The organism is Pandoraea pnomenusa (genome assembly GCF_040391475.1).
GTDB classification, from domain to species: Bacteria; Pseudomonadota; Gammaproteobacteria; order Burkholderiales; family Burkholderiaceae; genus Pandoraea; species Pandoraea pnomenusa_C.
This window is the reverse complement of sequence record NZ_JBEBXS010000016.1, coordinates 94,846-119,985: the sequence shown is the minus strand read 5'-3', so window position 1 is coordinate 119,985 and position 25,140 is coordinate 94,846. Positions and strand designations below refer to the sequence as shown.

At 65.1% G+C, this 25,140-nt stretch carries 25 protein-coding genes; 12 read left to right on the top strand and 13 right to left on the bottom strand.

Annotated features, from left to right (window positions below; translation table 11 throughout):
- From ABWO90_RS17560 to ABWO90_RS17515, 10 genes are all read left to right on the top strand, one after another.
- Positions 1-762 (top strand): adenosylhomocysteinase (locus ABWO90_RS17560; RefSeq protein ID WP_353192506.1); only part of this gene is annotated, 762 nt, incomplete at its 5' end.
- 132 nt (positions 763-894) lie between these two features.
- Positions 895-1,254 (top strand): phage holin family protein, encoded by a 360-nt coding sequence (locus tag ABWO90_RS17555; protein WP_353192505.1) that lies wholly within the window; start codon positions 895-897, stop codon positions 1,252-1,254.
- Positions 1,255-1,312: 58 nt separating this feature from the next.
- Positions 1,313-2,149, top strand: a complete 837-nt coding sequence (locus ABWO90_RS17550; RefSeq protein ID WP_353192504.1) for a TlyA family RNA methyltransferase — start codon at positions 1,313-1,315, stop codon at positions 2,147-2,149.
- A gap of 24 nt (positions 2,150-2,173) precedes the next feature.
- Entirely contained in the window at positions 2,174-3,004 is an 831-nt protein-coding gene (gene metF, locus ABWO90_RS17545) for a methylenetetrahydrofolate reductase [NAD(P)H] (RefSeq protein WP_353192503.1), read from the top strand.
- 207 nt (positions 3,005-3,211) lie between these two features.
- A complete protein-coding gene (locus tag ABWO90_RS17540; RefSeq protein WP_353192502.1) occupies positions 3,212-4,852 on the top strand; it encodes an ABC transporter substrate-binding protein in 1,641 nt (546 codons plus the stop codon).
- 167 nt (positions 4,853-5,019) lie between these two features.
- Positions 5,020-6,024, top strand: a complete 1,005-nt coding sequence (locus ABWO90_RS17535) for an ABC transporter permease subunit (RefSeq protein ID WP_353192501.1) — start codon at positions 5,020-5,022, stop codon at positions 6,022-6,024.
- 12 nt (positions 6,025-6,036) lie between these two features.
- The gene (locus tag ABWO90_RS17530; RefSeq protein ID WP_353192500.1) at positions 6,037-6,957 is read left to right on the top strand and encodes an ABC transporter permease subunit; all 921 of its coding nucleotides are present in this window, start codon (positions 6,037-6,039) and stop codon (positions 6,955-6,957) included.
- A complete protein-coding gene (locus ABWO90_RS17525; RefSeq protein WP_353192499.1) occupies positions 6,954-7,958 on the top strand; it encodes an ABC transporter ATP-binding protein in 1,005 nt (334 codons plus the stop codon). Before ABWO90_RS17530 ends, ABWO90_RS17525 begins: the two co-directional genes overlap by 4 nt.
- Positions 7,955-8,983: a peptide ABC transporter ATP-binding protein gene (locus ABWO90_RS17520; RefSeq protein ID WP_353192498.1), complete on the top strand. Its 1,029-nt coding sequence runs from the start codon at positions 7,955-7,957 to the stop codon at positions 8,981-8,983. Before ABWO90_RS17525 ends, ABWO90_RS17520 begins: the two co-directional genes overlap by 4 nt.
- A gap of 50 nt (positions 8,984-9,033) precedes the next feature.
- Positions 9,034-9,981, top strand: a complete 948-nt coding sequence (locus ABWO90_RS17515; RefSeq protein ID WP_353192497.1) for a TraB/GumN family protein — start codon at positions 9,034-9,036, stop codon at positions 9,979-9,981.
- A gap of 53 nt (positions 9,982-10,034) precedes the next feature.
- Here ABWO90_RS17515 and ureG read toward each other — a convergent pair whose 3' ends face one another.
- The 13 genes from ureG to urtA all read right to left on the bottom strand — a co-directional run bounded on the left by ureG (position 10,035) and on the right by urtA (position 22,151).
- Positions 10,035-10,673: an urease accessory protein UreG gene (gene ureG, locus ABWO90_RS17510; protein WP_353192496.1), complete on the bottom strand. Its 639-nt coding sequence runs from the start codon at positions 10,671-10,673 to the stop codon at positions 10,035-10,037.
- A 57-nt stretch (positions 10,674-10,730) separates the two neighbouring features.
- The gene (locus ABWO90_RS17505) at positions 10,731-11,456 is read right to left on the bottom strand and encodes an urease accessory protein UreF (RefSeq protein ID WP_353192495.1); all 726 of its coding nucleotides are present in this window, start codon (positions 11,454-11,456) and stop codon (positions 10,731-10,733) included.
- Complete coding sequence (gene ureE / locus ABWO90_RS17500; protein WP_502922652.1) at positions 11,425-12,207, bottom strand: urease accessory protein UreE; 783 nt, start codon at positions 12,205-12,207, stop codon at positions 11,425-11,427. The genes ABWO90_RS17505 and ureE overlap by 32 nt, the downstream gene beginning before the upstream one ends.
- Positions 12,208-12,266: 59 nt before the next feature.
- Positions 12,267-13,967, bottom strand: a complete 1,701-nt coding sequence (gene ureC, locus ABWO90_RS17495) for an urease subunit alpha (protein WP_353192494.1) — start codon at positions 13,965-13,967, stop codon at positions 12,267-12,269.
- Entirely contained in the window at positions 13,964-14,269 is a 306-nt protein-coding gene (locus ABWO90_RS17490; RefSeq protein WP_353192493.1) for an urease subunit beta, read from the bottom strand. The genes ureC and ABWO90_RS17490 overlap by 4 nt, the downstream gene beginning before the upstream one ends.
- Positions 14,270-14,307: 38 nt before the next feature.
- Positions 14,308-14,949, bottom strand: a complete 642-nt coding sequence (locus ABWO90_RS17485; RefSeq protein ID WP_353192492.1) for a HupE/UreJ family protein — start codon at positions 14,947-14,949, stop codon at positions 14,308-14,310.
- Between the two features lie 81 nt (positions 14,950-15,030).
- The gene (locus ABWO90_RS17480; RefSeq protein WP_353192491.1) at positions 15,031-15,333 is read right to left on the bottom strand and encodes an urease subunit gamma; all 303 of its coding nucleotides are present in this window, start codon (positions 15,331-15,333) and stop codon (positions 15,031-15,033) included.
- A 319-nt stretch (positions 15,334-15,652) separates the two neighbouring features.
- Positions 15,653-16,501, bottom strand: a complete 849-nt coding sequence (locus ABWO90_RS17475) for an urease accessory protein UreD (RefSeq protein ID WP_353192490.1) — start codon at positions 16,499-16,501, stop codon at positions 15,653-15,655.
- Positions 16,498-17,199, bottom strand: coding sequence for an urea ABC transporter ATP-binding subunit UrtE (gene urtE / locus ABWO90_RS17470; protein ID WP_353192489.1), 702 nt, complete (start codon positions 17,197-17,199; stop codon positions 16,498-16,500). Before urtE ends, ABWO90_RS17475 begins: the two co-directional genes overlap by 4 nt.
- A 2-nt stretch (positions 17,200-17,201) precedes the next feature.
- Positions 17,202-18,068 carry an urea ABC transporter ATP-binding protein UrtD gene (urtD, locus tag ABWO90_RS17465; RefSeq protein WP_502922647.1) on the bottom strand — a complete coding sequence of 289 codons (867 nt, stop codon included), beginning with the start codon at positions 18,066-18,068 and terminating at the stop codon, positions 17,202-17,204.
- Positions 18,065-19,267, bottom strand: a complete 1,203-nt coding sequence (gene urtC / locus ABWO90_RS17460; protein WP_353192488.1) for an urea ABC transporter permease subunit UrtC — start codon at positions 19,265-19,267, stop codon at positions 18,065-18,067. The genes urtD and urtC overlap by 4 nt, the downstream gene beginning before the upstream one ends.
- Positions 19,268-20,890 carry an urea ABC transporter permease subunit UrtB gene (gene urtB / locus ABWO90_RS17455; RefSeq protein ID WP_353192487.1) on the bottom strand — a complete coding sequence of 541 codons (1,623 nt, stop codon included), beginning with the start codon at positions 20,888-20,890 and terminating at the stop codon, positions 19,268-19,270.
- Between the two features lie 64 nt (positions 20,891-20,954).
- Entirely contained in the window at positions 20,955-22,151 is a 1,197-nt protein-coding gene (urtA, locus tag ABWO90_RS17450; protein WP_502922651.1) for an urea ABC transporter substrate-binding protein, read from the bottom strand.
- Positions 22,152-22,599: 448 nt separating this feature from the next.
- On the opposite strand from urtA, the gene ABWO90_RS17445 reads away from it, so the two are divergent.
- Positions 22,600-23,880 (top strand): MFS transporter, encoded by a 1,281-nt coding sequence (locus tag ABWO90_RS17445; protein ID WP_502922646.1) that lies wholly within the window; start codon positions 22,600-22,602, stop codon positions 23,878-23,880.
- A 17-nt stretch (positions 23,881-23,897) separates the two neighbouring features.
- Positions 23,898-24,884, top strand: coding sequence for a GlxA family transcriptional regulator (locus ABWO90_RS17440; RefSeq protein ID WP_353192485.1), 987 nt, complete (start codon positions 23,898-23,900; stop codon positions 24,882-24,884).
- Positions 24,885-25,140 lie beyond the last annotated feature (256 nt).

Below are 25,140 nucleotides of genomic sequence, written 5' to 3'. Positions count from 1 at the left end.
ATCAACGTGAACGACTCGGTCACCAAGTCGAAGTTCGACAACCTGTACGGCTGCCGTGAGTCGCTCGTCGACGGTATCAAGCGTGCCACCGACGTGATGATCGCCGGCAAGATCGCGCTCGTGGCCGGTTACGGCGACGTGGGCAAGGGCTGCGCTCAAAGCCTGCGCGGCCTGGGCGCCACGGTGTGGGTCACGGAAATCGATCCGATCTGCGCACTGCAGGCCGCGATGGAAGGCTACCGTGTCGTGACGATGGAATACGCTGCCGACAAGGCAGACATCTTCGTGACGGCCACCGGTAACTTCCACGTGATCGATCACGATCACATGGCCGCCATGAAGCACCAGGCCATCGTGTGCAACATCGGTCACTTCGACTCGGAAATCAACGTGGCGTCGACCCGCAAGTACGAGTGGGAAAACATCAAGCCGCAGGTCGATCACATCATCTTCCCGGACGGCAAGCGCATCATCCTGCTGGCCGAAGGCCGCCTCGTGAACCTGGGCTGCGCCACGGGTCACCCGTCGTTCGTGATGAGCAACTCGTTCACCAACCAGACGCTCGCCCAGATCGAACTGTTCGTGCACGGCGCCAAGTACAAGAACAGCGTGTACGTGCTGCCGAAGCATCTGGACGAGAAGGTCGCGCGTCTGCACCTGGGCCGTATCGGTGCCGACCTGACCGTGCTGACCGACGATCAGGCGAAGTACATCAGCGTCGACAAGAACGGCCCGTTCAAGCCGTCGCACTACCGTTATTGATCGATAGGTTCCGGACATCCGCACGCCTGCGCGAAAGCGCGGGCGTGCGGCCTGTCCGGACGATCGGAAGCGGTTTCACCAACGCCGGCGTCGGGGGCGTTTCCCGCGCCGGCATGTTCTTCGGAGCTTGCCATGCGTCTGCTGCTGATTTGGCTCATCAATGCCATCGCGCTTCTCGTTCTGCCATACGTCGTGTCGGGCATTCAGCTCAAGAGCATCGGGACGGCGCTGATCGTCGCGATCGTGCTCGGCCTGATCAACGCGTTCCTGCGCCCGCTGCTCGTCATTCTGACGCTGCCGGTCACGGTGCTCACGCTGGGGCTGTTCATCTTCGTGATCAACGCGCTGCTGTTCTGGCTGGCCGCGCACGTCGTGAAGGGCTTCGAAGTCTCGGGCTTCTGGGCGGCGCTCTTCGGCTCGCTGCTTTACAGCTTGATTTCGTGGATTCTTTCCGCCGTGGTTTTCGGCGGCGAGCGCGCCACCAACGTGTAATACCGGTGTTTCGCCGGATTCATCGGATTCATCCGTTCTTTGCAGGAAAGCCGTAGTTATGTCGCAAGCGCTTCGTGCCGATCAGGCCCTGGTCTCCCGGGGACTGGCCGCCTCTCGCACCGCCGCCCAACGCCTGATCGATGCCGGACGCGTGTACTACGCGGGCACCGAGACGGCGCTGAAGAAGGCCAGCCAGGTCGTGGCGGACGATGAAGCCATCGAAGTGCGTGCGGCGGCCGACGGTCTGCCCGGCGAAGATCGTTACGTGTCGCGCGGCGGGCTGAAGCTCGCCGGGGCGCTCGCGCAGACAGGGCTCGACGTGACCGACCGCGTGGCGCTGGACGTCGGCCTGTCGACGGGCGGCTTCGCGGATTGCCTGCTGCAGGCCGGTGTCGCGCAGGTGGTCGGGGTGGACGTCGGTCACGGCCAGTTGCATCAGCGTCTGGCCGGGCAGGCGCGGTTGGTGTCGCTCGAGGGCATCAACGCGCGGCATCTGTCGCGCGAGATGCTCGACGAACGTCTCGCCCAGGGCGAGGCGGAGCGCGAGGCGCAAGACGACGGCGGGGCAATGCATGCCGTTCCCGAGGCGGGCTTCGACCTGATCGTGGGAGACGTGTCGTTCATATCGCTCACGCTGGTGCTGCCTGCGATTGCGCCACTGCTCGCCCGGACCGGCGATCTGCTGATGCTGGTCAAGCCGCAGTTCGAAGTCGGACGCGAGCACATCGGCCGCGGCGGCCTCGTTCGGGACACCGCGCAGTACGCGCAAGTGGAGACAAAAATCCGCACCGCCTGCGAAGCGCTCGGACTGGTCGTGGCCGCCTGGCTCGACAGTCCCATCGCCGGTGGTGACGGCAACCGGGAGTTCTTCGTGCACGCCAGACGTGCGTCATGAGGCTCTCACGATAACAAGACGATCATGACGCAACCTTCCTTCAGTTTCGAATTCTTCCCGCCCAAGACCGCCGAAGGCGCGGAGAAGCTGCGCGCCACGCGCGAGCAACTGTTCCCGCTCGGTCCCAAATTCGTTTCGGTGACGTTCGGCGCCGGCGGCTCGACGCAGCAGGGCACGCTCGACACCGTCATCGACATCCAGCGTGAAGGCGTGGAAGCTGCGCCCCACCTGTCGTGCGTGGGCTCGACCCGGGACAATATCCGCAACATTCTGCAGACTTATCGCCAGAACGGCATCCGTCACATCGTGGCGTTGCGCGGCGACCTGCCGTCGGGGATGGGCGAGATCGGTGAGTTCCGCTATGCGTCCGAGCTCGTCGAGTTCATTCGTGCCGAGACGGGCGACTGGTTCCATATCGAAGTCGCGGCTTACCCCGAATACCACCCGCAGGCCAAGTCGCCGCGTCTGGATCTCGAGCACTTCGCCAACAAGGTGAAGGCCGGCGCCGACGCCGCGATCACGCAATACTTCTTCAACGCCGACGCGTACTTCCGTTTCGTCGACGATGCCTCGCGCCTGGGCGTGAGCGTGCCGATCGTGCCGGGCATCATGCCGATCACGAACTACTCGCAGATGATGCGTTTCTCGGAAATGTGCGGCGCCGAAGTGCCGCGCTGGATCGCCAAGCGTCTGGAGAGCTTCGGCGACGACCGTGAGTCGATCCGTGCCTTCGGTCTGGACGTGGTGACGGCGTTGTGCGAACGACTGCTCGCCGACGGTGCGCCGGGTCTGCACTTCTACACATTGAATGCGGCATCGGCGACCAAGACCATGTGGCAGCGCCTTGGCCTGTAAGGTGTGCGCAATCGTTTGCCAACGATAGGGTGCTTAGGAAGTCAATTCTAATCACAATTAAGTGATTTCCTAATCAAAAACACCACAAATAGGCGGATTGCTAGGGATTTGGCGTGTTGTGACGGGCGGAAAGCTTCAGTAATATCGCCCGAGGGTCCGGCGGCGGGTCGTCGCCGGACGTCATGACAAGAAAATCCCGAGGAGCCTATGAAACAGACTCACACCCTGCGTTTGCTTTTGGCAGCGACCTTGCTTGCCGGTGCGGCCGTGATCCCGCCCGCCGCAGCCGTCGAGCTCCCGAACAAGACCCTCGTGTATTGCTCCGAGGGCAGCCCCGCCGGTTTCGATCCGGGGCAACTGACCACCGGTACCGATTTCGATCCCGCCGACGCCATCTACAACCGCCTCATCGCCTTCGTGCCGGGTGAGACGGGGGTCATGCCGTCGCTCGCGGAGAAGTGGGACATCTCGCCGGACAACAAGGTCTACACGTTCCATCTGCGCAAGGGTGTGAAGTTCCACACGACCGACTACTTCACGCCGACGCGCGACTTCAACGCCGAAGACGTGAAGTTCACCTTCGAGCGCATGGGCGATCGCGAGATGCCGTTCCGCAAGGCATACCCCGCCGAATTCCCGTATTTCGTCGACATGGGCCTGCAGGCGGACATCGACAAGATCGAGATCGTCGATCCGTACACCGTGCGCTTCGTGCTGAAGAAGGTCGACGCGCCGTTCATCCAGAACCTCGCCATGTCGTTCGCGTCGATCCTGTCGAAGGAATACGCCGACAAGCTGCTCGCGGCCAACAACCCGCGCGACATCGCGCTCAAGCCGGTCGGCACCGGCCCGTTCATCTTCCGCAGCTACACGAAGGACGCCACGCTGCGTCTGGACGGCAACAAGGATTACTGGAACGCCGCGCTGCCGCCGAAGGTCGGCAAGCTGATCTTCGCGATCACGACCGACGCCAACGTGCGCATGCAGAAGCTCAAGCGCAACGAGTGCCAGGTCGCGACCTATCCGCGTCCGGCCGATGTGGATGCACTCAAGGCGGAGATCCAGTCGCAGGGCAAGGCGTCGAAGCTGAAGATGCCGGACCAAGTCGGCTTCAATCTCGGTTACGTGGCGTACAACGTGCAGAAGAAGCCGCTCGATCGCGTGGAAGTGCGTCAGGCGCTCGACATGGCGATCAACAAGAAGGCAATCCTCCAGTCCGTCTACGGTTCGGCCGGTCAACTGTCGAACGGCGCGCCGATGCCGCCGACGCAGTGGTCCTACGACAAGAACATCAAGTCGTCGACCTACGACCCCGAGAAGGCCAAGGCGCTGCTCGACAAGGCGGGCGTGAAGGGAATCGAGATCACGCTGTGGGCCATGCCGGTGCAACGCCCGTACAACCCGAACGGCAAGCTGATGGCCGAGATGATTCAGGCCGACTGGGCCAAGATCGGCGTGAAGGCCAACATCGTCACGTACGAATGGGGTGAGTACATCAAGCGTGCCAAGGCCGGCGAACACGACGCCCTGCTCATCGGCTGGACCGGTGACAACGGCGATCCGGACAACTGGCTCGGCGTGTTGCTCGGCTGCGATTCGATGAACGGCAACAACTTCTCGAAGTGGTGCTACAAGCCGTTCGACGATCTCATCAAGCAGGCGCGCCAGACGACCGACCAGGGCGCGCGTACCAAGCTGTACACGCAAGCGCAGGAGATCTTCGCGCAGCAACTGCCGTTCTCTCCGATCGCGCACTCCACGCAGTACAAGCCGATGTCCACGAGCGTGCAGGGCTTCAAGCTGAGCCCGTTCAGCCGTAACAGCTTCGCCGGTGTGTCGCTGAACTGAACCGGCAAGACGTTCGACCGGTAACAAGCAAACGGACCCGGCCGCCGCGCCCGGGTCCGTTTGCCGCACCAGGACGGCAATTCGTCCACGATTGATTAACGCGGCACTGCGCCACTCGTCCCTGCGCCGGGGGCGGGCGGTGCGCGAAGCCCCCACGGAACCCTCCTATGCTGAGATTCGTCCTGAGACGACTGGGCATGGTTATCCCCACATTCATCGGGATTACCGTGCTCGCGTTCGCGCTCATTCACCTCATTCCCGGCGATCCGATCGAAGTGCTGGTGGGCGAGCGAAACCTCGATCCCGTCATGCACGCCGAAGCGATGAAGCGGCTCGGACTCGACAAGCCGCTCACCACCCAGTATTTCGTCTATCTGAAGCACGCCGCGCAAGGTGACCTCGGACGCTCCATCGTGACCAACGAAGGCGTGCTGCACGAGTTCTTCGCGCGCTTTCCCGCTACGCTGGAGCTGGCGCTGTGCGCGATGATCTTCGCGCTTGTCGTCGGCCTGCCCGCCGGCGTGGCCGCGTCGCTGCGACGCGGCAAGATGCTCGACCACACCACCATGGGGGCGGCGCTCACGGGCTACTCCATGCCGATCTTCTGGTGGGGGCTGCTGCTCATCATGCTGTTCTCCGTCGACCTGCAATGGACACCGGTGTCCGGACGCATCGGTGTCGAGTACGACGTTCCGAGCGTGACCGGCTTCATGCTCATCGACACCTTGCTCTCGGGCGACGAAGGCGCGTTCAGCTCGGCGGTGAGCCACTTGATCCTGCCGACCATCGTGCTCGGCACCGTGCCGCTCGCCGTGATTGCGCGCATGACGCGCTCGGCCATGCTCGAAGTGCTGCGCGAGGACTACATTCGCACGGCCCGCGCGAAGGGTCTCTCGCCGTGGCGCGTGATCGTGGTGCATGCGCTGCGTAATGCGCTGATTCCGGTGATCACGGTGATCGGTCTGCAAGTCGGTACGCTGCTGGCCGGCGCGGTGCTCACCGAGAACGTGTTCTCGTGGCCCGGCATCGGCAAATGGTTGATCGACGCCATTCTTCGACGCGACTATCCGGTGGTGCAGGGTGGCATTCTGCTCATCGCGACGGGCGTGATTCTGGTCAACCTGCTGGTCGACGTGCTCTATGGCGTCGTCAACCCGCGCATTCGGCACTGAAGGAGGTCAATCATGAGTGACACGCCTGCTACGCTGCCGCCTCCCGCCGCCGTCACGGCAACGCCTCGTGCGCGCCTGGTCCGGGAGTTCCTGCGCAGCTTTACCGCCAACCGTGGTGCCACGGCCGCCGCCATCGTGCTGCTGCTGATGTTCGCCGCGGCGATTCTCGCGCCGCTGGTCGCGCCGCACAGCCCCATCGAGCAATACCGCGACTTCGTGAAGGTGCCGCCCGCGTGGTTCGACGGCGGCAATGCGAAGTTCCTGCTGGGCACCGACGAAGCCGGTCGCGACATTCTCTCGCGCCTGATCTTCGGGGCGCGGTTGTCGTTCTGGATCGGCCTGTCGTCGGTGGTGCTGTCGTTGATCCCGGGCATTCTGCTCGGGCTGCTCGCCGCGTTTTTCCCGCGCTGGCTCGACACGCCGATCATGCGGCTCATGGACATGATGATGGCGCTGCCGTCGCTGCTGCTGGCCGTGGCCGTGGTGGCCGTCATTGGCCCGGGCCTGGCCAACACGACCATCGCCATCGCGATCGTGACGTTGCCCGCGTATGTCCGCCTCACGCGTGCAGCGGCCATTGGCGAGTTGCAGCGCGAATATGTCGTGGCGTCGCGCATGGCCGGGGCCGGTACGCTGCGGCTCATGTTCTCGACCGTGCTGCCGAACTGCGCGGCGCCGCTCATCGTGCAGGCCACGCTCTCGTTCTCGGTCGCGATTCTCGACGCCGCCGCGCTCGGCTTCCTCGGCCTGGGCGTGCAGCCGCCGCTCGCCGAGTGGGGCTCGATGCTTGCGTCGGCACGCGACTATATGGAAAGTGCCTGGTGGATCGTGACACTGCCGGGACTTGCGATCGTCATTTCGGTGCTCGCCATCAATCTGGTCGGTGACGGCCTGCGCGACGCGCTCGACCCCAAACTGAAACGAATCGCATGAGTCTGCTCTCCATTCGAAATCTATCGGTCGACTTCGACGGCGCGCGCGCCGTCGATGCCATCGACCTCGACGTCGGCCAGGGCGAGATCCTTGGCGTGGTCGGTGAATCGGGCTCGGGCAAGAGCGTGACGATGCTCGCGCTCATGGGGCTGATCGATGCCCCGGGGCGCGTGATTGCCGACGAAGTGCGCTTCGACGGCCGCGATCTGCTGCACGCCTCGGCCCGCCAGCGCCGCGGCATTGTCGGGCGCGACGTGTCGATGATCTTCCAGGACGCCCTCACGAGCCTGAATCCGAGCTACACCATCGGCTATCAGATCGGTGAAGTGCTGCGTCGTCACATGGGGCTGCGCGGACGTGCCTTGCGCGATCGCATCGTCGAGCTGCTCGAACAGGTGGAGATTCCCGACGCCGCCAACCGACTGGGGGCCTATCCACACCAGTTGTCGGGCGGGATGAACCAGCGGGTGATGATCGCGATGGCGATCGCCTGCCGTCCGAAGCTGCTGATCGCCGACGAGCCGACCACCGCGCTCGACGTCACGATTCAGGCGCAGATCATGGCGCTGCTGCTGCAACTGCAGAAGGACTACGGCATGTCGCTCGTGCTGATTTCGCACGATCTGGCGGTCGTGGCCGAAGTCGCGCACCGCGTGGCGGTCATGTACGCCGGGCAGGTCATCGAAGTGCAGCAGGTGCCGGCGCTGTTCGACGCGCCGCATCATCCCTACACCGAAGCGCTACTTGCGGCGATTCCGGAGCACAACCGGGGCGTGCGGCGTCTGCATACGCTGGCGGGCGTGGTGCCGGGGCGCGACGACCGTCCGGCAGGGTGCCTGCTCTCGCCACGCTGTCCGTATGCGGATGACCATTGCCGCGAGGTGCAGCCGGCGCTCGAGCCCTACACCGGCCCGACGGCGACAGGCTCGCCGCTGGTGCGTTGCTTCAAGCCGTTGCCGCATGGGGCGGCGGGCGGTCAAACCATTGGGGGGGCGCAATGAGCGATACGATTCTGGCGACGCCTCCGGAGCCGGCGCAGGCGCCAACGACGGATGGGCGAGTGGTACTGGCCGCCAGCGACCTGACCCGCTTTTATACGGTCAACCGCGGGCTGATGCGCGGGCAGGCCACGGTCAAGGCCCTGAATGGGGTGTCGTTCGAACTGGCGGCCGGGCGTACGTTGGCCGTCGTGGGCGAGTCGGGGTGCGGCAAATCGACGCTGGCACGTGTGCTGACGTTGATCGAGCCACCGACGTCGGGCAGGCTCGTGATCGACGCGACCGAGACCACGTCGGCGTCGTCCGGCGAGCTGGCGCCCTTGCGCACGCGGGTGCAGATGGTGTTCCAGAACCCCTATGCGTCGCTCAACCCGCGCAAGACCGTGGGGCAGGCGCTCGACGAGCCGCTGGCCATCAATACGCCGCTCAGCCGCGCCGAGCGGGGCGAGAAGATCGCGGCGATGATGCGCACCGTGGGGCTGCGTCCGGAGCATGTGGCGCGGTATCCGCACATGTTCTCCGGGGGGCAGCGTCAGCGCGTGGCGATTGCCCGGGCGATGATCCTGTCGCCGGCCATTGTGGTTGCCGACGAACCGGTTTCGGCCCTGGATGTCTCAATTCAGGCACAGATCCTGAATCTTTTCATGGATTTGCAGGACCGATACGCGACGAGTTACGTGTTCGTGTCGCATAATCTCGCGGTGGTCGAGCATGTGGCCGACGACGTCATGGTGATGTACCTCGGCCGCGCGGTCGAACACGGTCCCAAGGCCGCCGTGTTCGGCAAGCCGCTGCATCCGTACACCAAGGCGCTGATGTCGGCGACGCCGGCGATCAAGGCGTCGGAACGGCGGGTGAAAATTCCGCTGATCGGCGAATTGCCGTCGCCGTTGCGACCGCCGCCGGGTTGTGCGTTTGCGCCGCGCTGTCCGTACGCGATCGACCATTGCCGTGAGGAAGTGCCGCAATTGCGCAAGCTCGAGGGACGTCTGGTGGCGTGCCATCGGGTTGAAGACATTGAGGGATAACGAGATTGGGTGGACCACCACGCGCGACGCACGTTCGCCGGGGCGTTGCTTTGACCGGCTGGCTGTTCGGTTGCTTGCTGATGACGCTTGCCGTCACGCTGGATGCGGCAACGACTGCCGCGCCGCGTCCTGTCGTGCCGCGCACGTTGCCGCTGGTGGTTCCGGAGCCCGGCGAATCGCCGCCGGGCGCCAATCTGCCGTTCTACGAAGCTCGCAAGGGCGATATCACCATCTACGTGATGGGCACCCTGCACGTAGGCAAGCCCGACGACTATCCGTTCCGCAAGGGCGTGGTCGATGCGTTACGCGTGTCGAATACGGTGGCGTTCGAGCTTTCGCCCGACGATTTGACGATGTCGCAGGACGATGTGCAGAAGTACGGCATGTGTCCGCGCGCCTGTCTTCCGAAGCTGATTCCGGCGCCGTTATGGCGTAAGTTGCGCGACCGTCTCAAGGGCAACCCCGAGATGCTCGCCGAGATTCGCCACATGCGGCCGTGGCTGGCGGCGCTGCTCGTCGAGACGCTCGATTCGATGGGGGCGGACTTGCAGACGGAGTACGGCACCGAGAATCAACTGGAGAACATCTACCGCGGCCGCATTGTCGGCCTCGAATCGCTGGCCGAGCAGATGGACGCCTTCACGGGCCTGACAGCCGCCCAGCAGAACGAATTGCTGGCGCAGGAGCTGGTACTCACGCCGAAGACGGCGACGGCGCAGGTCGAGGAGTTGCACCGGTTGTGGCGCGCGGGCGATGCGGAGCTCGTGTTCGACTGGTCGCAGGGCAAGGCCGCGCAGGTGCGTCGCAACGCGGCACTGGCCGACGCCATCGACGAGCGGATTCTCTACTCGCGCAACCGGCGCTTTGTGGCGCGCATGTTGCTGCTGGCGGACCCGGGCAAGCCGTTGTTCGTCGCCATCGGCACGCTCCATCTCGGTGGCCCGCACGGTGTGCTGCAACTGCTGCGCGAGCACGGCTTCACGGTGACGCAGCGGTAAGCTGTCGCGAATCCTCGGAATGGCGGGCGATCCCGCCTGGCATCGCCCCGGGCTTACGCCAGCATCCCCCGCGCTTCGATGAAGCCGATGATCTCCTGCAGGCCCTTGCCTTCCTTCATGTTGCCCATGACGAACGGGCGCATGCCACGCATCTTCTGCGTGTCGGAGCGCATGATGTCGAGCGAAGCGCCCACGTACGGCGCGAGATCGGTCTTGTTGATGATGAGCAGATCCGATTTCGTAATGCCCGGCCCGCCCTTGCGTGGGATCTTCTCCCCACCCGCCACATCGATCACGTAGATCGTCAGGTCCGACAGCTCGGGGCTGAAGGTGGCCGCGAGATTGTCGCCCCCCGACTCGATGAAGACGACATCGGCGTCCGGGAACCGGTCCAGCATCCGTTCGACGGCCTCGAGATTGATCGATGCATCCTCGCGAATCGCCGTATGCGGGCACCCGCCCGTCTCCACGCCCAGAATGCGCTCCGGCGCCAGCGCGCCGGCGACCGTCAGCAGCCGCTGATCTTCCTTCGTATAGATATCGTTGGTAATGACCACCAGGTCGTAGCGCTCGCGCATGGCTTTGCAGAGCATCTCGGTCAGGGTGGTCTTGCCGGAGCCGACCGGGCCTCCGATGCCGACACGCAGCGGCGGATTCTTCTTGGTGCGACGGGCGTTGGCAGATGTCGTCATGGCGAATGTCGTGGGTGGCGGTGAATGGCGATAAGGGAAGACGCAATGCCGGGCGTCTTATGAACGGAACAGGCGTGAGTACTGCGTTTCGTGACGCGACGCGAGTATCGCGAGCCCGGGGGAGAAGGTGTTGATCCGATCGTCGGGCAGCGACATGGCGCGCTCGGCTGCCGCCACCACGCAGGGCCGCAGTCCGACGATCACCCGTTGTGCGGCAAGTTGCCCGAGTGGCACGGCCTTGAGCGCCCCGGCGACCTGGTTTTCCAGCCAGCTGAACGCGTAGGCGACGAGCGTGTCCGCCAGCGCCGCGCCATGCGTCAACGCTGCGAAGGCGAAGGCCGTCGGCAGGGCGATCGGACGCATCGCCTCCAGACATTCGCGCTGTCCGGCCGTCCCCCATTCGAGCGAAAGCGCGAGCTGCGTGAGCGACCAGCCCATCTGCTCTGTCTCCGCGCGCAATTCGGCAGCTTCACGCGTGGCCAGCAACCAGTCGTTCACGTGCGCGAGTGCGGCAACATCGCCTGTTTGCCAGTGACGCCACTGCCGCGCCAGCAACGCCAGCTCACCGGTCGTGAAGACGCCGTCGAGCTGACTGGCGATCCACTGACCAGCGCTCGGGGCATCGTGGATGATGCCGTGCTCGACCGCAGCCTCGAGTCCCTGGGAATAACTGAACGCGCCAATCGGTAATGCCGGCGACGCGAGATGCAGCAGCGCGGCGAGCGACTGCAGCGACGCGCTTGCGACGGGTTCAGCGAGCGGACTGGGCAGGCTTGCCGTCATCGGGTAGCTCCGCTGGAGAGGATTCGTCGCCGTTCACAGGCTGTGCATGATCGTGACCGCAACCGGGACCGTGAACGTGATCCCCTTCGAGAAGATGCGCGTGATCGTGACCGCACCCCGGGCCATGCACGTGAGCGTTCCCGTGCTCGCTCGTGTGTGGCTGCGCGTGCGAATGCCCGTGATCGTGATCGCATCCTGGCCCGTGCACATGGTCGTGATCATGCTCGTGTGAGTGACCGTGATGCTCGTGAAACACGCGCTGGGCGAGCGCGAAGTCCTCGGCATAGGTTTCGTCGTGGCCATGTTTGTGTCCGCCGCCATACGCGCCCGCTTCGGGCTCGAACGGCATCAGCGCTTCCGCCACGTCGACGTCGAGGCGCAGGAGCATGTCGCGCAGCACCGGGTCGTATTCGAGTTTCAGATAACCGTCGCCGACCTCGACCGGCGTGTGGCGATTGCCGAGGTGGTAGGCGGCACGCGTGAGCGCCAGCGGCGTTGCTGCCGTCACGAGCAACACGGTCTCGGCGGCGGCCTCCACGCGAATGAAACCGCCGTCGTCGGCCACGAGCACATCGCCGCCGCGCAGTACCGTGCCGCGCGGCAGGAAGAGCGCGACGTCTTCACCCGTCTCGAGCGTGGCGCGCAGACGGCTCTTGCTGCGCGCATCGAACGGCAATACCAGCGCTGGGGCACGTCGCACGAGCGGCGCCGCGATGCGACCGGCTTCAAAGCGCTTTTCGACGCGGCGCAGCGCCGCTGTGGGCGAAGCGTCGTGTCCGGAAGCGGACGGTTCGGAGGCGTGAGTCATGGTCAGAAGAGGAAGTAGCGTTGCGCCATGGGCAACACGGTCGCCGGTTCGCAGGTCAGCAGTTGGCCGTCGGCGATGACCTGATAGGTCTCGGGGTCGACGCTGATGTGCGGGAGCCAGTCGTTGTTCACCATGTTGGCCTTGGTCACTTGCCGGATATTGCGCACCGGCACGACGCGCTTGGTCAGACCGTAATGTCCGGCCACGTTGCCATCGTACGCCGCTTGCGACACGAAGGTGAGCGAGGTGCGCGCCATTGCGCCGGCGCGTGCGCCGAACATCTCGCGATAGTGCACCGGCTGAGGCGTCGGGATCGACGCGTTCGGGTCGCCCATGAGCGCTGTCGTGATCATGCCGCCCTTGAGAATCAGCGATGGCTTCACGCCGAAGAACGCCGGTTCCCACAGCACCAGATCGGCCCACTTACCGACTTCGATCGACCCGATCTCGTGCGCCATGCCGTGCGTGATCGCGGGATTGATCGTGTACTTGGCGACATAACGCTTGACGCGGAAATTGTCCGACTGCGACGAGTCGGTGCCGAGTGCCCCGCGCTGGACCTTCATCTTGTGCGCCGTCTGCCAGGTGCGCATCACGACTTCGCCCACGCGTCCCATCGCCTGCGAGTCCGACGAGATCATCGACAGCGCGCCGAGATCGTGCAGGATGTCCTCGGCCGCGATCGTCTCGCGCCGGATGCGCGACTCGGCAAACGCAATGTCTTCCGCGATGGCCGGATCGAGGTGATGGCAGACCATCAGCATGTCGAGGTGTTCGTCGAGCGTGTTGATGGTGTACGGGCGCGTCGGGTTGGTCGACGACGGCAGCACGTTCGCCTCGCCGCACACCTTGAGGATGTCCGGTGCGTGACCGCCGCCGGCGCCTTCCGTGTGATACGTGTGGATCGTGCGTCCCTTGATGGCGGCGACGGTCGCCTCGACGAAGCCGCCTTCGTTGAGCGTATCGGTATGGATCGCGACCTGCGTGTCGGTGGCGTCGGCGACCGACAGGCATGCGTCGATGGCTGCCGGGGTCGATCCCCAATCCTCGTGAAGCTTGAGTCCGATGGCGCCCGCTTCGATCTGCTCGATGAGCGGTGCGGGCTGACTCACGTTGCCCTTGCCGAGGAAGCCGAGGTTGATCGGCCAGCCGTCGGCGGCCTGCAGCATGCGCTCCATGTGCCAGGGGCCGGGCGTGCACGTCGTGGCGTTCGTGCCGGTCGCGGGGCCGGTACCGCCGCCGAGCAGCGTGGTGACGCCGGAGGACAGCGCCTCGTCGATCTGTTGCGGACAGATGAAGTGGATGTGCGAGTCGATGCCGCCTGCGGTCACGATCATGCCTTCCCCGGCAATCACTTCCGTGGCACCGCCGAGCGGGATCGTCACGCCCGGCTGAATGTCCGGATTGCCGGCCTTGCCGATGCCCCAGATGCGGCCGTCCTTGAGCCCGATGTCGGCCTTGACGATACCCCAGTGATCGATGATGACGGCATTGGTGATGACCGTGTCGACGACGTCGGCACGCGTCCGTTGCGACTGGCCCATGCCGTCGCGGATCACCTTGCCGCCGCCGAATTTCACCTCTTCGCCGTAGATCGTGAAGTCGCGTTCGACCTCGATGAACAGTTCGGTATCGGCAAGTCGCAGACGGTCGCCCACTGTGGGGCCGAACATTTCCGCATACGCGCGGCGTGAAATCTTCATAGCGCCCCCATGACACGACCGGCGAACCCGTACACGCGACGCTCGCCCGCGAGCGCCACCAATTCGACCGTGCGCCGTTGACCCGGCTCGAAGCGCACGGCGGTGCCGGCGGTGATGTTCAGTCGGAAGCCGCGTGCCGCTTCGCGATCGAATTGCAGTGCGTCGTTGACTTCGTAAAAGTGAAAGTGCGAGCCGATCTGGATCGGACGGTCGCCGGTATTGGCGACCGTGACGCTGATCGTCGGGCGTCCCGCATTCAACGTGATCTCGCCATCGGCGGGCAACAGTTCTCCGGGAATCATGAGCGTCTCCATGAGGGCTTGGCGTTGGACGCGACGCGTCAGGCCACGGCGGCGAGCAGCGTCGCGCCGTAGGCCAGCACACCCGCGCCGAGCATGCGCGGTACCCACACTGCGCGATTGCGCAATGCCACACCGGCGGCAATCCCCGAACCGTGCAGCAGGCCGGTCGCAAGCAGGAAGCCGGCCATGTAATGCATGGCGCTCGCTTCGTTCGGCAATTCCGCACCGTGCGCGAAGCCGTGGAAGACCGCAAAGGTGCCCACGATGCCGGCACCGGCCCAGCCCGGCAATTGCGCGCGCGTGGCGAGCATGAGACCCAACACGAGTAGCGAAACGGCAATCATCGGCTCGACGCCGGGGAGCGTGAAGGCGTGCGACATGCCGAGCAGGCCGCCCACCGCGAGCATGGCGACGAAGGCGATCGGTGCGAGCCAGACACGTCGCGACGTCAGCGAACTCCACAGCCCCACGACGATCATCGCGCACAGGTGATCGGCACCGGTGAGCGGGTGCAGGAAGCCGGCGGCGAAGCTGCTGGCGGCGCTGTGTCCCGGATGGCCAGGGTGCGCGAGAGCCACGCCCGACGCTGCGAGCAATGCCAGCCCGGCGGCCGCACGTGCGAGCCGTCGATGCGTGGCGTGGGCCGTGAGAGCGGCGGGGAAGAAGCGGTTCACTGACATGAGACATCCTTTGATGAGTGTGATCGACGGCAAGTCGCCGGCAGTCATGCCGCGCAGGCAAGCGCCCGGCGCTGCCGCCATTCAGGGAATCGGGTGATGCACGGTGACGAGCTTCGTGCCGTCGGGGAACGTCGCCTCGACCTGAATGTCGGGAATCATCTCGGGTATGCCCTCCATGACGTCGTCGCGCGTGAGCAGCGTGGTGCCGTAATGCATGAGGTCGGCGACAGTGCGTCCGTCGCGCGCCGCTTCCATGAGCGCGGCGCTGATGAACGCCACGGCTTCCGGATAGTTCAGCTTCAGGCCGCGGGCGCGCCGCCGTTCCGCGAGCAGGGCCGCAGTGAAGATGAGCAACTTGTCTTTTTCTCGGGGGGTGAGCTTCATCGTCGTGAGTGAATTTTCAGTAGGGGAACGCTTCGCGGTTCCAGCGACCGGCCACCTCTGGTCAGACCGGTCGACATCGTGAGATAGCAGGAATCGTGCCGGAAGCGCGTCGACGCCTGCGCGGCTGTCGGTGCCACGCCCGCGCGTAGGCCACAACGGGGAGACGATGCAGCGATGCGGTGCGTGTTGACGGTGCAGGTGCCCCGCGTTGGTGCGCGATCGCGTCCGGCGCGGCGTCGCCATGACGAGTGTCACCAAACTGGTGCGATGCTGACGGCGGAGGGAGGGGGAAAGGAAGCGGGCGGCGCGGGACTTCGGCTCATGTCGCCCAGAGTCGCAGCGGCTCGGCACGCACACCGTGGACGATCGGCCGCAACGTCAGCCAGTGCGAGATCAGCAGTTGCCGTACCGCTTCCATCTCGCGGCCCAGCACACGCAGCACGAGCACGTTGCCGGGCAGACAGGTGACGCCTGCGCGCAGGTCGTCGGTGAACGGCAGTCCTTCAGCGAGCGACTCGGCGAGTTCGCGGGTACAGGCATCGCTCACGGCCCACAGCGCCGCGAAGACGGGGAAGCCCGCGAGGCCGGTCGCGCCGGTGCGTTGCGTGTCGTCCGCGCCCAGCATCGCCTTTTCGCCCCAGAGCAACCGATCCGAGGCGTCGCGCAATTCGAAGGTCGAACGCCACTCGCCTTGCGTCCACGGCTCGGCAGCGGCCTGCCGACCGAGTAGTGTGGCGTCCCAACCGATGACGCTGGCACCGGTCCCCAGCCGTACCGTAATGTGCTGACGCGCATCGGCCTGCTCGAACACGATGTTCTCCAGTGGCAGCCAGTCGAGTTTTGCGCCGTCGTTCACCGTGAGCGTAATGTCCTGCGTACCGAATCTACCTTGCGACTTGTACCACTTCGTCGCACCGGGGGTGGTCAGCACGGCGTGCGCGGCGGCGCCGACGTCCACGTCGATCGCCAGCGTGTCGCCGCCTGCGATGCCGCCCGGGGGATGCACGACCACGGCATGGCAGATGCCCGGCCCTTCCGGATGCAGCGATTTCTGCACCACGAGCGGCCCCTGATGACGGCGCGTGGCGAGGACTGTGCGCGCGTCCTGCCGGGCGAAACCCAGCGTCAGCGCGGCATGCCAGCCGGCAAATGCGGGGACCGCGCTCATACGGCCACCATGTGTCGCACGCCGTCGGCTTCCATGTCCTTGCCGAGACCACTCGCGACAATTGCACCGCGACTCATCACGCGATAGTGATCGGCGAGTTCGAGGGCGAAGTCGTAATACTGCTCGACAAGGAGCACCGTCATGCCGCGCTCGTCGACCAGGCGTCGCAGCGTGCGGCCAATGTCCTTGATGATCGACGGCTGAATGCCTTCGGTCGGCTCGTCGAGAATGAGCAATTGCGGGTCGCTCATGAGGGCGCGTCCGATGGCGAGTTGCTGTTGCTGCCCGCCGGAGAGATCGCCGCCGCGCCGCTGCTTCATGTCGCCCAGTACGGGAAACAGTTCGTAGATGTGTGCGGGAACGCCTCGCTTGGCTTCGCGCGCCGGACGACTGGCGGCACCGATCAGCAGATTCTCTTCGACCGTCAGACGCGGGAAGATCTCGCGACCCTGCGGCACGTAAGCCAGTCCATCGGCCACGCGTGCATAGGGCGCAGCGGAAGTCAGCGTCTTGCCGCGCCATGCGATGCTGCCCGACTTCACCGGCACGACGCCCATGAGGCACTTGAGCAGTGTTGTCTTGCCCACGCCGTTGCGCCCGAGCAGCACCGTGAGCTGTGCATCGGGCACGGTGAACTCCACGTTGCGCAGGATGTGGCTGCCGCTGTAGTACTGATTGAGGGCGTGAATTTCGAGCATGGTCAGCGTCCCAGATACGATTCGATCACGCGTTCGTCGCGCTGCACGGCGTCGAGCGTGCCTTCGGCGAGCACACGTCCTTCGGCCATGACGGTCACGCGTCCGGTGTCTCCTGCGAGCGCGGCAACGAAGGCCATGTCGTGCTCGACCACCATCATCGAGCAATGACCCCGCAGACGATTGAGCAACTCCGCGAGCTGTGCCGTCTCCTCATCGGTCATGCCGGCGGCCGGTTCGTCGAGCAGCAGCAGTTGCGGCTGCTGCATGAGCAGCATGCCGATCTCGAGCCGCTGCTTCTGGCCGTGCGACAACTGCCCGGCACGCACGTGCGCCTGATGCTCCAGATGCGTGAGCGCCAGCACTTCCTCGATACGGCGTCGCATGACCGGCGTAAGCATGGCCCAGAGCGCACGGAACCAGCGCTTGTCGCCCGCACAGGCGAGTTCGAGATTTTCCCAAACGCTGTGATGCTCGAACACCGTCGGCTTCTGGAACTTGCGGCCGACCCCGGCCTGCGCGATGGCGGGTTCGTCGAGGCGTGTGAGGTCGAGCGTCTGGCCGAGAAACGCGCGTCCGGCGTCGGGGCGTGTCTTGCCGGTGATGACGTCCATCATGGTGGTCTTGCCCGCGCCGTTCGGGCCGATGATGCAGCGAAGCTCGTCGGTATGGATCGACAGCGACAGGTCGTTGAGCGCGCGAAAGCCGTCGAACGAGACGGAGATGTTCTCGAGATAGAGGATGAGACCGTGCGACGTATCGATCTCGCCCGGCACGACGAGATGCGACATGCCGGTGGCGTCGCCGCTGACGGTGACGGAGCTGTGCGGCGCGTCGGCCGTTTGCCAGCTGATGTCGTAGTCGGGTCTCATGCGCGGTCTCCGGTGAGCGGGTGGGGGGCGTCGCCTTCGGCGGCGGCCGGTGCGTGCCGCGCGCGCTTTCGAGACAGTTGGGTGACGAGACCGATCACGCCTTGCGGCAGCAGTAGCGGCACGAGCACGAACATCGCGCCGAGGAAGAACAGCCAGTACTCGGCGAAGTACGCCGTGAAGAAGCTCTTCGCGCCGTTGACGAGAAACGCGCCGGCGATGGCGCCCACGAGCGAGCCGCGCCCGCCGATGGCGACCCAGATCGCCATCTCGATCGAGTTGACCGGCGCCATCTCGCTCGGGTTGATGATGCCGACCTGCGGGACATAGAGCGCACCGGCGATACCGCACAGCATGGCGGACAACGTCCAGACGAACAGCTTGTAGCCCAGCGGTCGGTAGCCGATGAACATGGCGCGCGACTCGCCGTCGCGAATGGCGGTCACCACGCGTCCGAACTTCGAGACGACCAACGCACGGCACAGCAGGAACGCACCGACGAGCACACCGAACGTCACCAGAAACAAAACCGTGCGCGTGTTCGCCGACGTGATCGAATAGCCGAGAATGCGCTTGAAGTCGGTGAAGCCGTTGTTGCCGCCGAAGCCCGTTTCGTTGCGATAGAACAGGAGCATTGCCGCGAACGTGAGGGCCTGCGTGATGATCGACAGGTACACGCCTTTCACGCGCGAGCGAAACGCCAGATAGCCGAAGATCCACGCCACCACACCGGGCAACGCCACGACCAGGAACATCGCCCAGGCGAAGTGCTCGGTACCGGTCCAGTACCAGGGCAGCGACTTCCAGTCGAGAAACACCATGAAGTCGGGCAGGTCGCTGTGATACACGCCGTCGCGGCCGATGCCGCGCATCAGGTACATGCCCATCGCATAGCCGCCGAGCGCGAAGAACAGGCCGTGACCGAGGCTGAGAATGCCGCAGTAGCCCCAGACCAGATCGAGCGCCAGCGCCGCAATCGCGTAGCACATGATCTTGCCGACGAGCGTCATGGCGTAGGCGGAAAGGTGCAGCGGATGCGATGGCGGCAGCACCAGCGCGCATATGGGCACGAGAATCGCCACGGCGATGACGAAGGCGAGGAGCACAGGCGCGACGTACCGCGGCAGGAGACGGGCGCGTGCCGGCACGTCCAGCGGCATCGAGGGCGAGATACCCTCGGGCAGAAAGTTCGACGTCGTCATTCAGGCCTCCGCGCTGCGCCCTTTGAGCGCGAACATGCCCTGCGGGCGTTTCTGGATGAACAGCACGATCAGGATCAGCACGGCGATCTTGGCCAGCACGGCGCCCCACACCGGTTCGAGCAGCTTGTTGGCGATGCCCAGCCCGAACGCGCCGACGATCGTCCCCGCGAGTTGGCCCACGCCGCCCAACACCACGGCCATGAACGAATCGATGATGTAGCTCTGGCCGAGGTCCGGCCCCACGTTGCCGATCTGCGAAAGCGCGCAACCGCCGAGTCCGGCGATGCCCGCGCCGAACGCGAAGGCGTAGCTGTCGACGCGCCCCGTCTTTACGCCGACGCAGGCGGCCATCGACCGGTTCTGCGTCACGGCGCGAATGAACAGGCCGAGACGGGTGAGATTGAGCACCGACCACGTGAGCGCCACGACGACGAGCGCAAAGAGGAGGATCACGATGCGGTTGTACGGCAACATCAGGTTCGGCAGGACCGCAACACCGCCACTCATCCACGACGGATTGATGACCTCGACGTTCTGCGCGCCGAAGAGCGTGCGCACACCCTGAATCAACAACAGGCTGATACCGAAGGTCGTGAGCAGCGTTTCGAGCGGCCGGCCGTACAGATGCTTGATGACCGTGCGCTCCAGCACGAAGCCGAGTGCGGCAGCCACGAGAAACGCGACCGGCACGGCGGCGACGAGATAGACGTCGAACGCACCGGGCAGGTAGCGCTGGAACAGCGTTTGCACGACATACGTGGCATAGGCGCCGACCATCAGGAACTCACCGTGCGCCATGTTGATCACGCCGATCAGGCCATAGGTGATTGCCAGACCGAGGGCGGCGAGCAGCAACACGCTGCCGAGCGACAACCCGGCGAACACCGTGCCGAAGAATTCGCTGCGGCGTTGCGCGGCGGCCAGCTGCGTGAGGGCGATGTCGGCGGCGCTGCGCACGTTGGCGTCCGGTTCGGCGAAGGTGCCGTCGGCTTGCCTGGCGACGATCGGCAGCAGCAGGTCGCGCATCTGCGGATCGCCAGCGGCGGCAATCAGATCGATGGCTTCGCGGCGTTTTGCCGGATTGGCATCGTGCAGGGCCGATTGCGCCCACAGCTGGTCGAGACGCTTGCGCAGTGTCGGGTCGGTTTCCTTGAGACGCGCCTGTTCGATGCGCGTCTTGAATGCCGGCGACGGGTTCTGCAGCATCGTGTCGATGGCGTGCGCGCGGGCGTCGTGATCGGGCGAGAGCAGCGCCCCGGCGGCGGCGGCCGTGGCGACCTTGGCGCGCAGCACGTTGTTGAGCGTGAGGGCGCCGGCGTCATCGCCCTTGACCGGTACGCCCGTGATCGGGTCGACATATTGGTCGCCCTTCTGGAGGGCGAGGCGATCGCCGACCGTCACGGCCGAGTCGTCGGCCAGTGCGGCAAGCAGTGCAGCCGCTTGCGGCGAGGCATCGGCCGCGAGGCGGTCGATGGTTTGTGCCTTGGCGTCGAAGTCGTCGCCCGCCAGTGCGGAGAGATCGGCGTCGGTGACGGCGGCCAGCGCCGTCGAAGGCGTCGTCGACGCAGCGCCCAGACACAGCAGGACAAGGGCGGCAGCGCTCCAGCGTCTTATCGTTATCATGTGTGAACCTCGGCATGCGCCGGAGCCCGTCGGACGGGCCCCGGCGCAAGAAGTGGAAGCGGGGTCAGACCTTGTCGGGCTTGCCTTCGTTACCCGCGATGAACGGGCTCCACGGCTGCGCGCGCACCGTCGACCTGGTCTTCCAGACGACGTTGAACTGACCATCCGGGCGGATCTCGCCGATCATCACCGGCTTGTGCAGGTGGTGATTGCCGTCCATGACCATGTCGAAGCCGTCGGGCGACTTGACCGTCTGGCCGATCATCGCCGTGCGCACCTTGTCGACATCGACGCTGCCTGCCTTTTCGACGGCCTGCTTCCACATGTGCATGCCCACGTACGTGGCTTCCATCGGGTCGTTCGTCACGCGCTTGTCGCCGCCGGGCAGGCCCTTGGCCTTCACGTAGGCGAACCATTCCTTCTTGAAGGCTTCGTTCGTGGGGTTCTTCACCGACATGAAGTAGTTCCACGCCGCGAGGTGGCCGACGAGCGGCCGGGTGTCGATGCCGCGCAATTCCTCTTCGCCGACCGAGAACGCCACGACCGGTACGTCGGTGGCTTTCAGGCCCTGGTTGCCCAGTTCCTTGTAGAAGGGCACGTTCGAATCGCCGTTGATGGTCGAGATGACGGTCGTCTTGCCGCCCTGGGCGAACTGCTTGATGTTCGCGACGATGGTCTGATAGTCGCTGTGACCGAACGGCGTGTAGACCTCCTGGATATCCTTGTCGTCCACGCCTTTCGAATGCAGGAAGGCGCGCAGGATCTTGTTGGTCGTGCGCGGATAGACGTAATCGGTACCGAGCAGGAAGAAGCGCTTGGCGCTGCCGCCTTCCTTGCCCATCAGGTACTCCACCGCAGGGATCGCCTGCTGATTCGGTGCGGCGCCGGTGTAGAAGACGTTCTTCGACATCTCTTCGCCTTCGTACTGCACCGGGTAATAGAGCAGGCCGTTGAGTTCCTCGAATACGGGCAGTACCGATTTGCGCGAGACGGAGGTCCAGCAGCCGAACACGGCGGCGACCTTGTCCTTGGTGAGCAGCTGGCGGGCTTTTTCGGCGAAGAGCGGCCAGTTCGAGGCCGGGTCGACGACCACGGCTTCGAGCGGGCGGCCCATCACGCCGCCCTTGGCGTTGATGTCGGCGATGGTCATGAGGGCGACGTCCTTGAGCGACGTCTCCGAGATGGCCATCGTGCCCGAGAGCGAATGCAGGATACCGACCTTGATGGGCTGCTTGCTCTGCGCGAACAAGTTCGGCGCCATGCCGGTGAGCGATGCGGCGCCCGAGAGGGCCGCCATCTGGAGTAGCGTGCGTCGTTTCATGGTACGTCTTCCCCTTTCCTGGTTAGACCGGTCGATCCGGTATGGGGAGACTTACGCAAAGGCCGTGCCAGCCGCGCAGTGGGGCGAAAGTGCGAGACGTTGGTGCAGGTTCGACGCGATTTCGCGTGGTCGGTGAGGCACGTTGGTGCGACCGCGTGCTGAATTGGTGCGCACCGGATTGGCGCCGAGAGAGAGTGAGCCGGTGCCCGGGAGCGGTGTCGACAGCGTGCCTGACGGGCGGTGACTGACGCGAAGGACACGCGCCCATGAGCAGGTGTCGGAAAAAGACGTCGTGGCATTTTTTGATGCATGATTGGCATTCGTGCCAAACCGGCCGACGGCAAGATGGGGCCTTCCTGCCACGCCTCACTCGTTCGATCTCCTGACCATGACCGATGCCATTGCCGGGCGCACGACGCCCCCTTCCGGACCCGAACCAACCGCCGAGCAGCGCAAGCGCCGCATGGGCCGGCGTTACGCCGCCGTGCTCGCCGCCTGTCAGGCGCTGTACACGGCGGCGCTGTCCGTCGACCTCACACTGACGGGGCTGGTCGGTTACATGCTCGCGTCCGACAAGGGCTATGCGACGCTGCCGTTCTCTCTCATCACGGTCGCTTCGGCGATCACGACGATCTTCGCCTCGATGCTGATCCAGCGCTTCGGCCAGCGTCTCGGCTTCGCGCTCGGGGCGCTGTTCGGCACCGTCGGCGGGCTGGTTTCGGTGGTGGCGATCTACGAGCGGCACTTCGCCATGTTCTGCGCGGGCACGGCATGCGTGGGCGTGTTTCAGGCGTTCGCGCGCTACTACCGTCTTGCAGCGGCCGACGTGGTGCCCGTCGAAGACAAACCACGTGCGATTTCCGTCGTGCTTACCGGCGGTGTGCTGGCTGCGGTGATCGGGCCCGCGCTGGCAGCGGGGAGCAAGGACTGGCTCGCGCCCGTGACCTTCGCGGGGTCGTATCTCGTTGTCGCGTTGCTCTCGGGGATTTCGCTGTTGTTGCTCGTCGGTTTCCTGCGTGACTTGCCAGTGCATGCGGCGGGCGGTGTGGCGGGCAATGCCGAAGCGCTGCCGGCGCGACCGCTCGGCGAGATCATGCGTCAGCCGATTTATGTGGCGGCGCTGGCCAACAACCTGATCGGTTTCATGGTGATGATGTTCGTGATGACGGCTACGCCCATTGCGGCGGTGGCATGCGGTCACAGCATCGACGACGGCGCGCACATCATCGAGTGGCATCTGGTGGGCATGTATGCGCCGTCGTTCTTCTCGGGGCATCTCGTGAAGCGTTGGGGCGTAGTGCCGGTGTTGCTCGTGGGCATTGTGATGAGCGGGCTGTGCGGCGTGCTGGCACTGATGTCGACGAGCCTGCCGTATTTCTATGCGGCGCTGGCGTTCCTCGGCGTGGGCTGGAACTTCATGTTCGTCGGCGGCACGACGTTGCTCACGATGTCGTATCGCCCGGCGGAGCGTGCGCGTGCGCAGGCCGCCAACGAGTTCATTACCTTCGCCGGGACAGCGCTGGCGAGTCTGTTCGCCGGACAGCTGCTCGCTCGCTTCGGCTGGGCCACCATCAACCAGGCGACGTTCCCGTTGCTCGCGCTCGCCGCGCTGGCGACCGTCTGGTACGCGATCGACGCTCGGCGCCGTCCGGCGCAGGCGACGGCCTGACACCTCCGCAAACGACCATGAGCCAACCTCGTCTCGTCGCCTTCCTCCTCGTGCCGCCGTTCGTGCTACTGGACCTTGCGGGGCCGCTCGACGCGTTCCACGCGGTGATTCGCAACGTCACGGAGACGGGGCAGCCGGCACCGTATCGGACGATTGTCGTCTCCGAGCATGGCGGGCCTGTGGAGACGGGGTCTGGCATAACGCTGCACACGGAGCCGATGCGTGCGCTCGACGCGATGCAGGTCGACACGCTGATCGCTGTGGGCGGCGCGGTGGCGCATCGTCCTGCGGTGCCGGGCGAAGTGGGCGAGTGGTTGCGTGGGTATGCGCCGAGTGTGCGGCGTGTGTGTTCGGTGTGCGTGGGCGCGTTCATTCTTGGCTCGGCGGGGTTGCTCGACGGGCGTCGCGCGACCACGCACTGGCTCGACACGGCGATGTTGCAGACGTGCTTTCCGGCGGCGATTGTCGAGTCCGATCCGATCTATGTGAGGCAGGACCCGATATGGACGTCGGCTGGCATCACGGCGGGTATCGATCTGGGGCTGGCGCTGGTGGAAGACGATTGCGGCAAGGATGTTGCGCTACAGGCGGCGCGGCGTCTCGTGGTGTTTCTCAAGCGTGCGGGCGGGCAGTCGCAGTTCAGCCCGCCGTTACAGGAGCAGGTGGCGGCGGGCGCGCCGTTCGGCGATCTGCATACGTGGATGTCGGCGCGACTGGATGGCGATCTGTCGGTGATTCGTCTGGCGGAGCAGGCCAACATGAGTCCGCGCACGTTTGCGCGCAGCTATCTGGCGCGGACCGGTTCGACTCCGGCGAAGGCGGTGGAGCGCATGCGCCTGGAGGCTGCGCGTTTCGCGCTGCTCGATTCGGACGCGCCGCTCAAGCGCATCGCCGCACGCGTGGGCTTCGGCGACGAGCAGAACCTGCGCCGCGCGTTTCAGCGCCAATACGGCGTGACGCCTGCGGCGTATCGGGAGCGGTTTGGGGTGGTGGAAGGGGCGTAGGGCGAATTTCGGAATCGTCCGATTTCCGAATGGATGTCTTCAATCGATACTGCTCAGGTCGAGCATTTCGAATGAGGACACGTTCCGAGTCATGCAACTTGCCAAGCTAAAGCCACGCCTGCTATTGGCGCTCTTCGCGCTGTCGATAACCGCAACGTCGCTGACGCACGCGGCGGCCGAGCGATGCAGTGCGTCGTGGCCATCCGTGCAGCCATATTTCGAATCGACGATTCAGTACGGCGATCCGCAGCGCAAA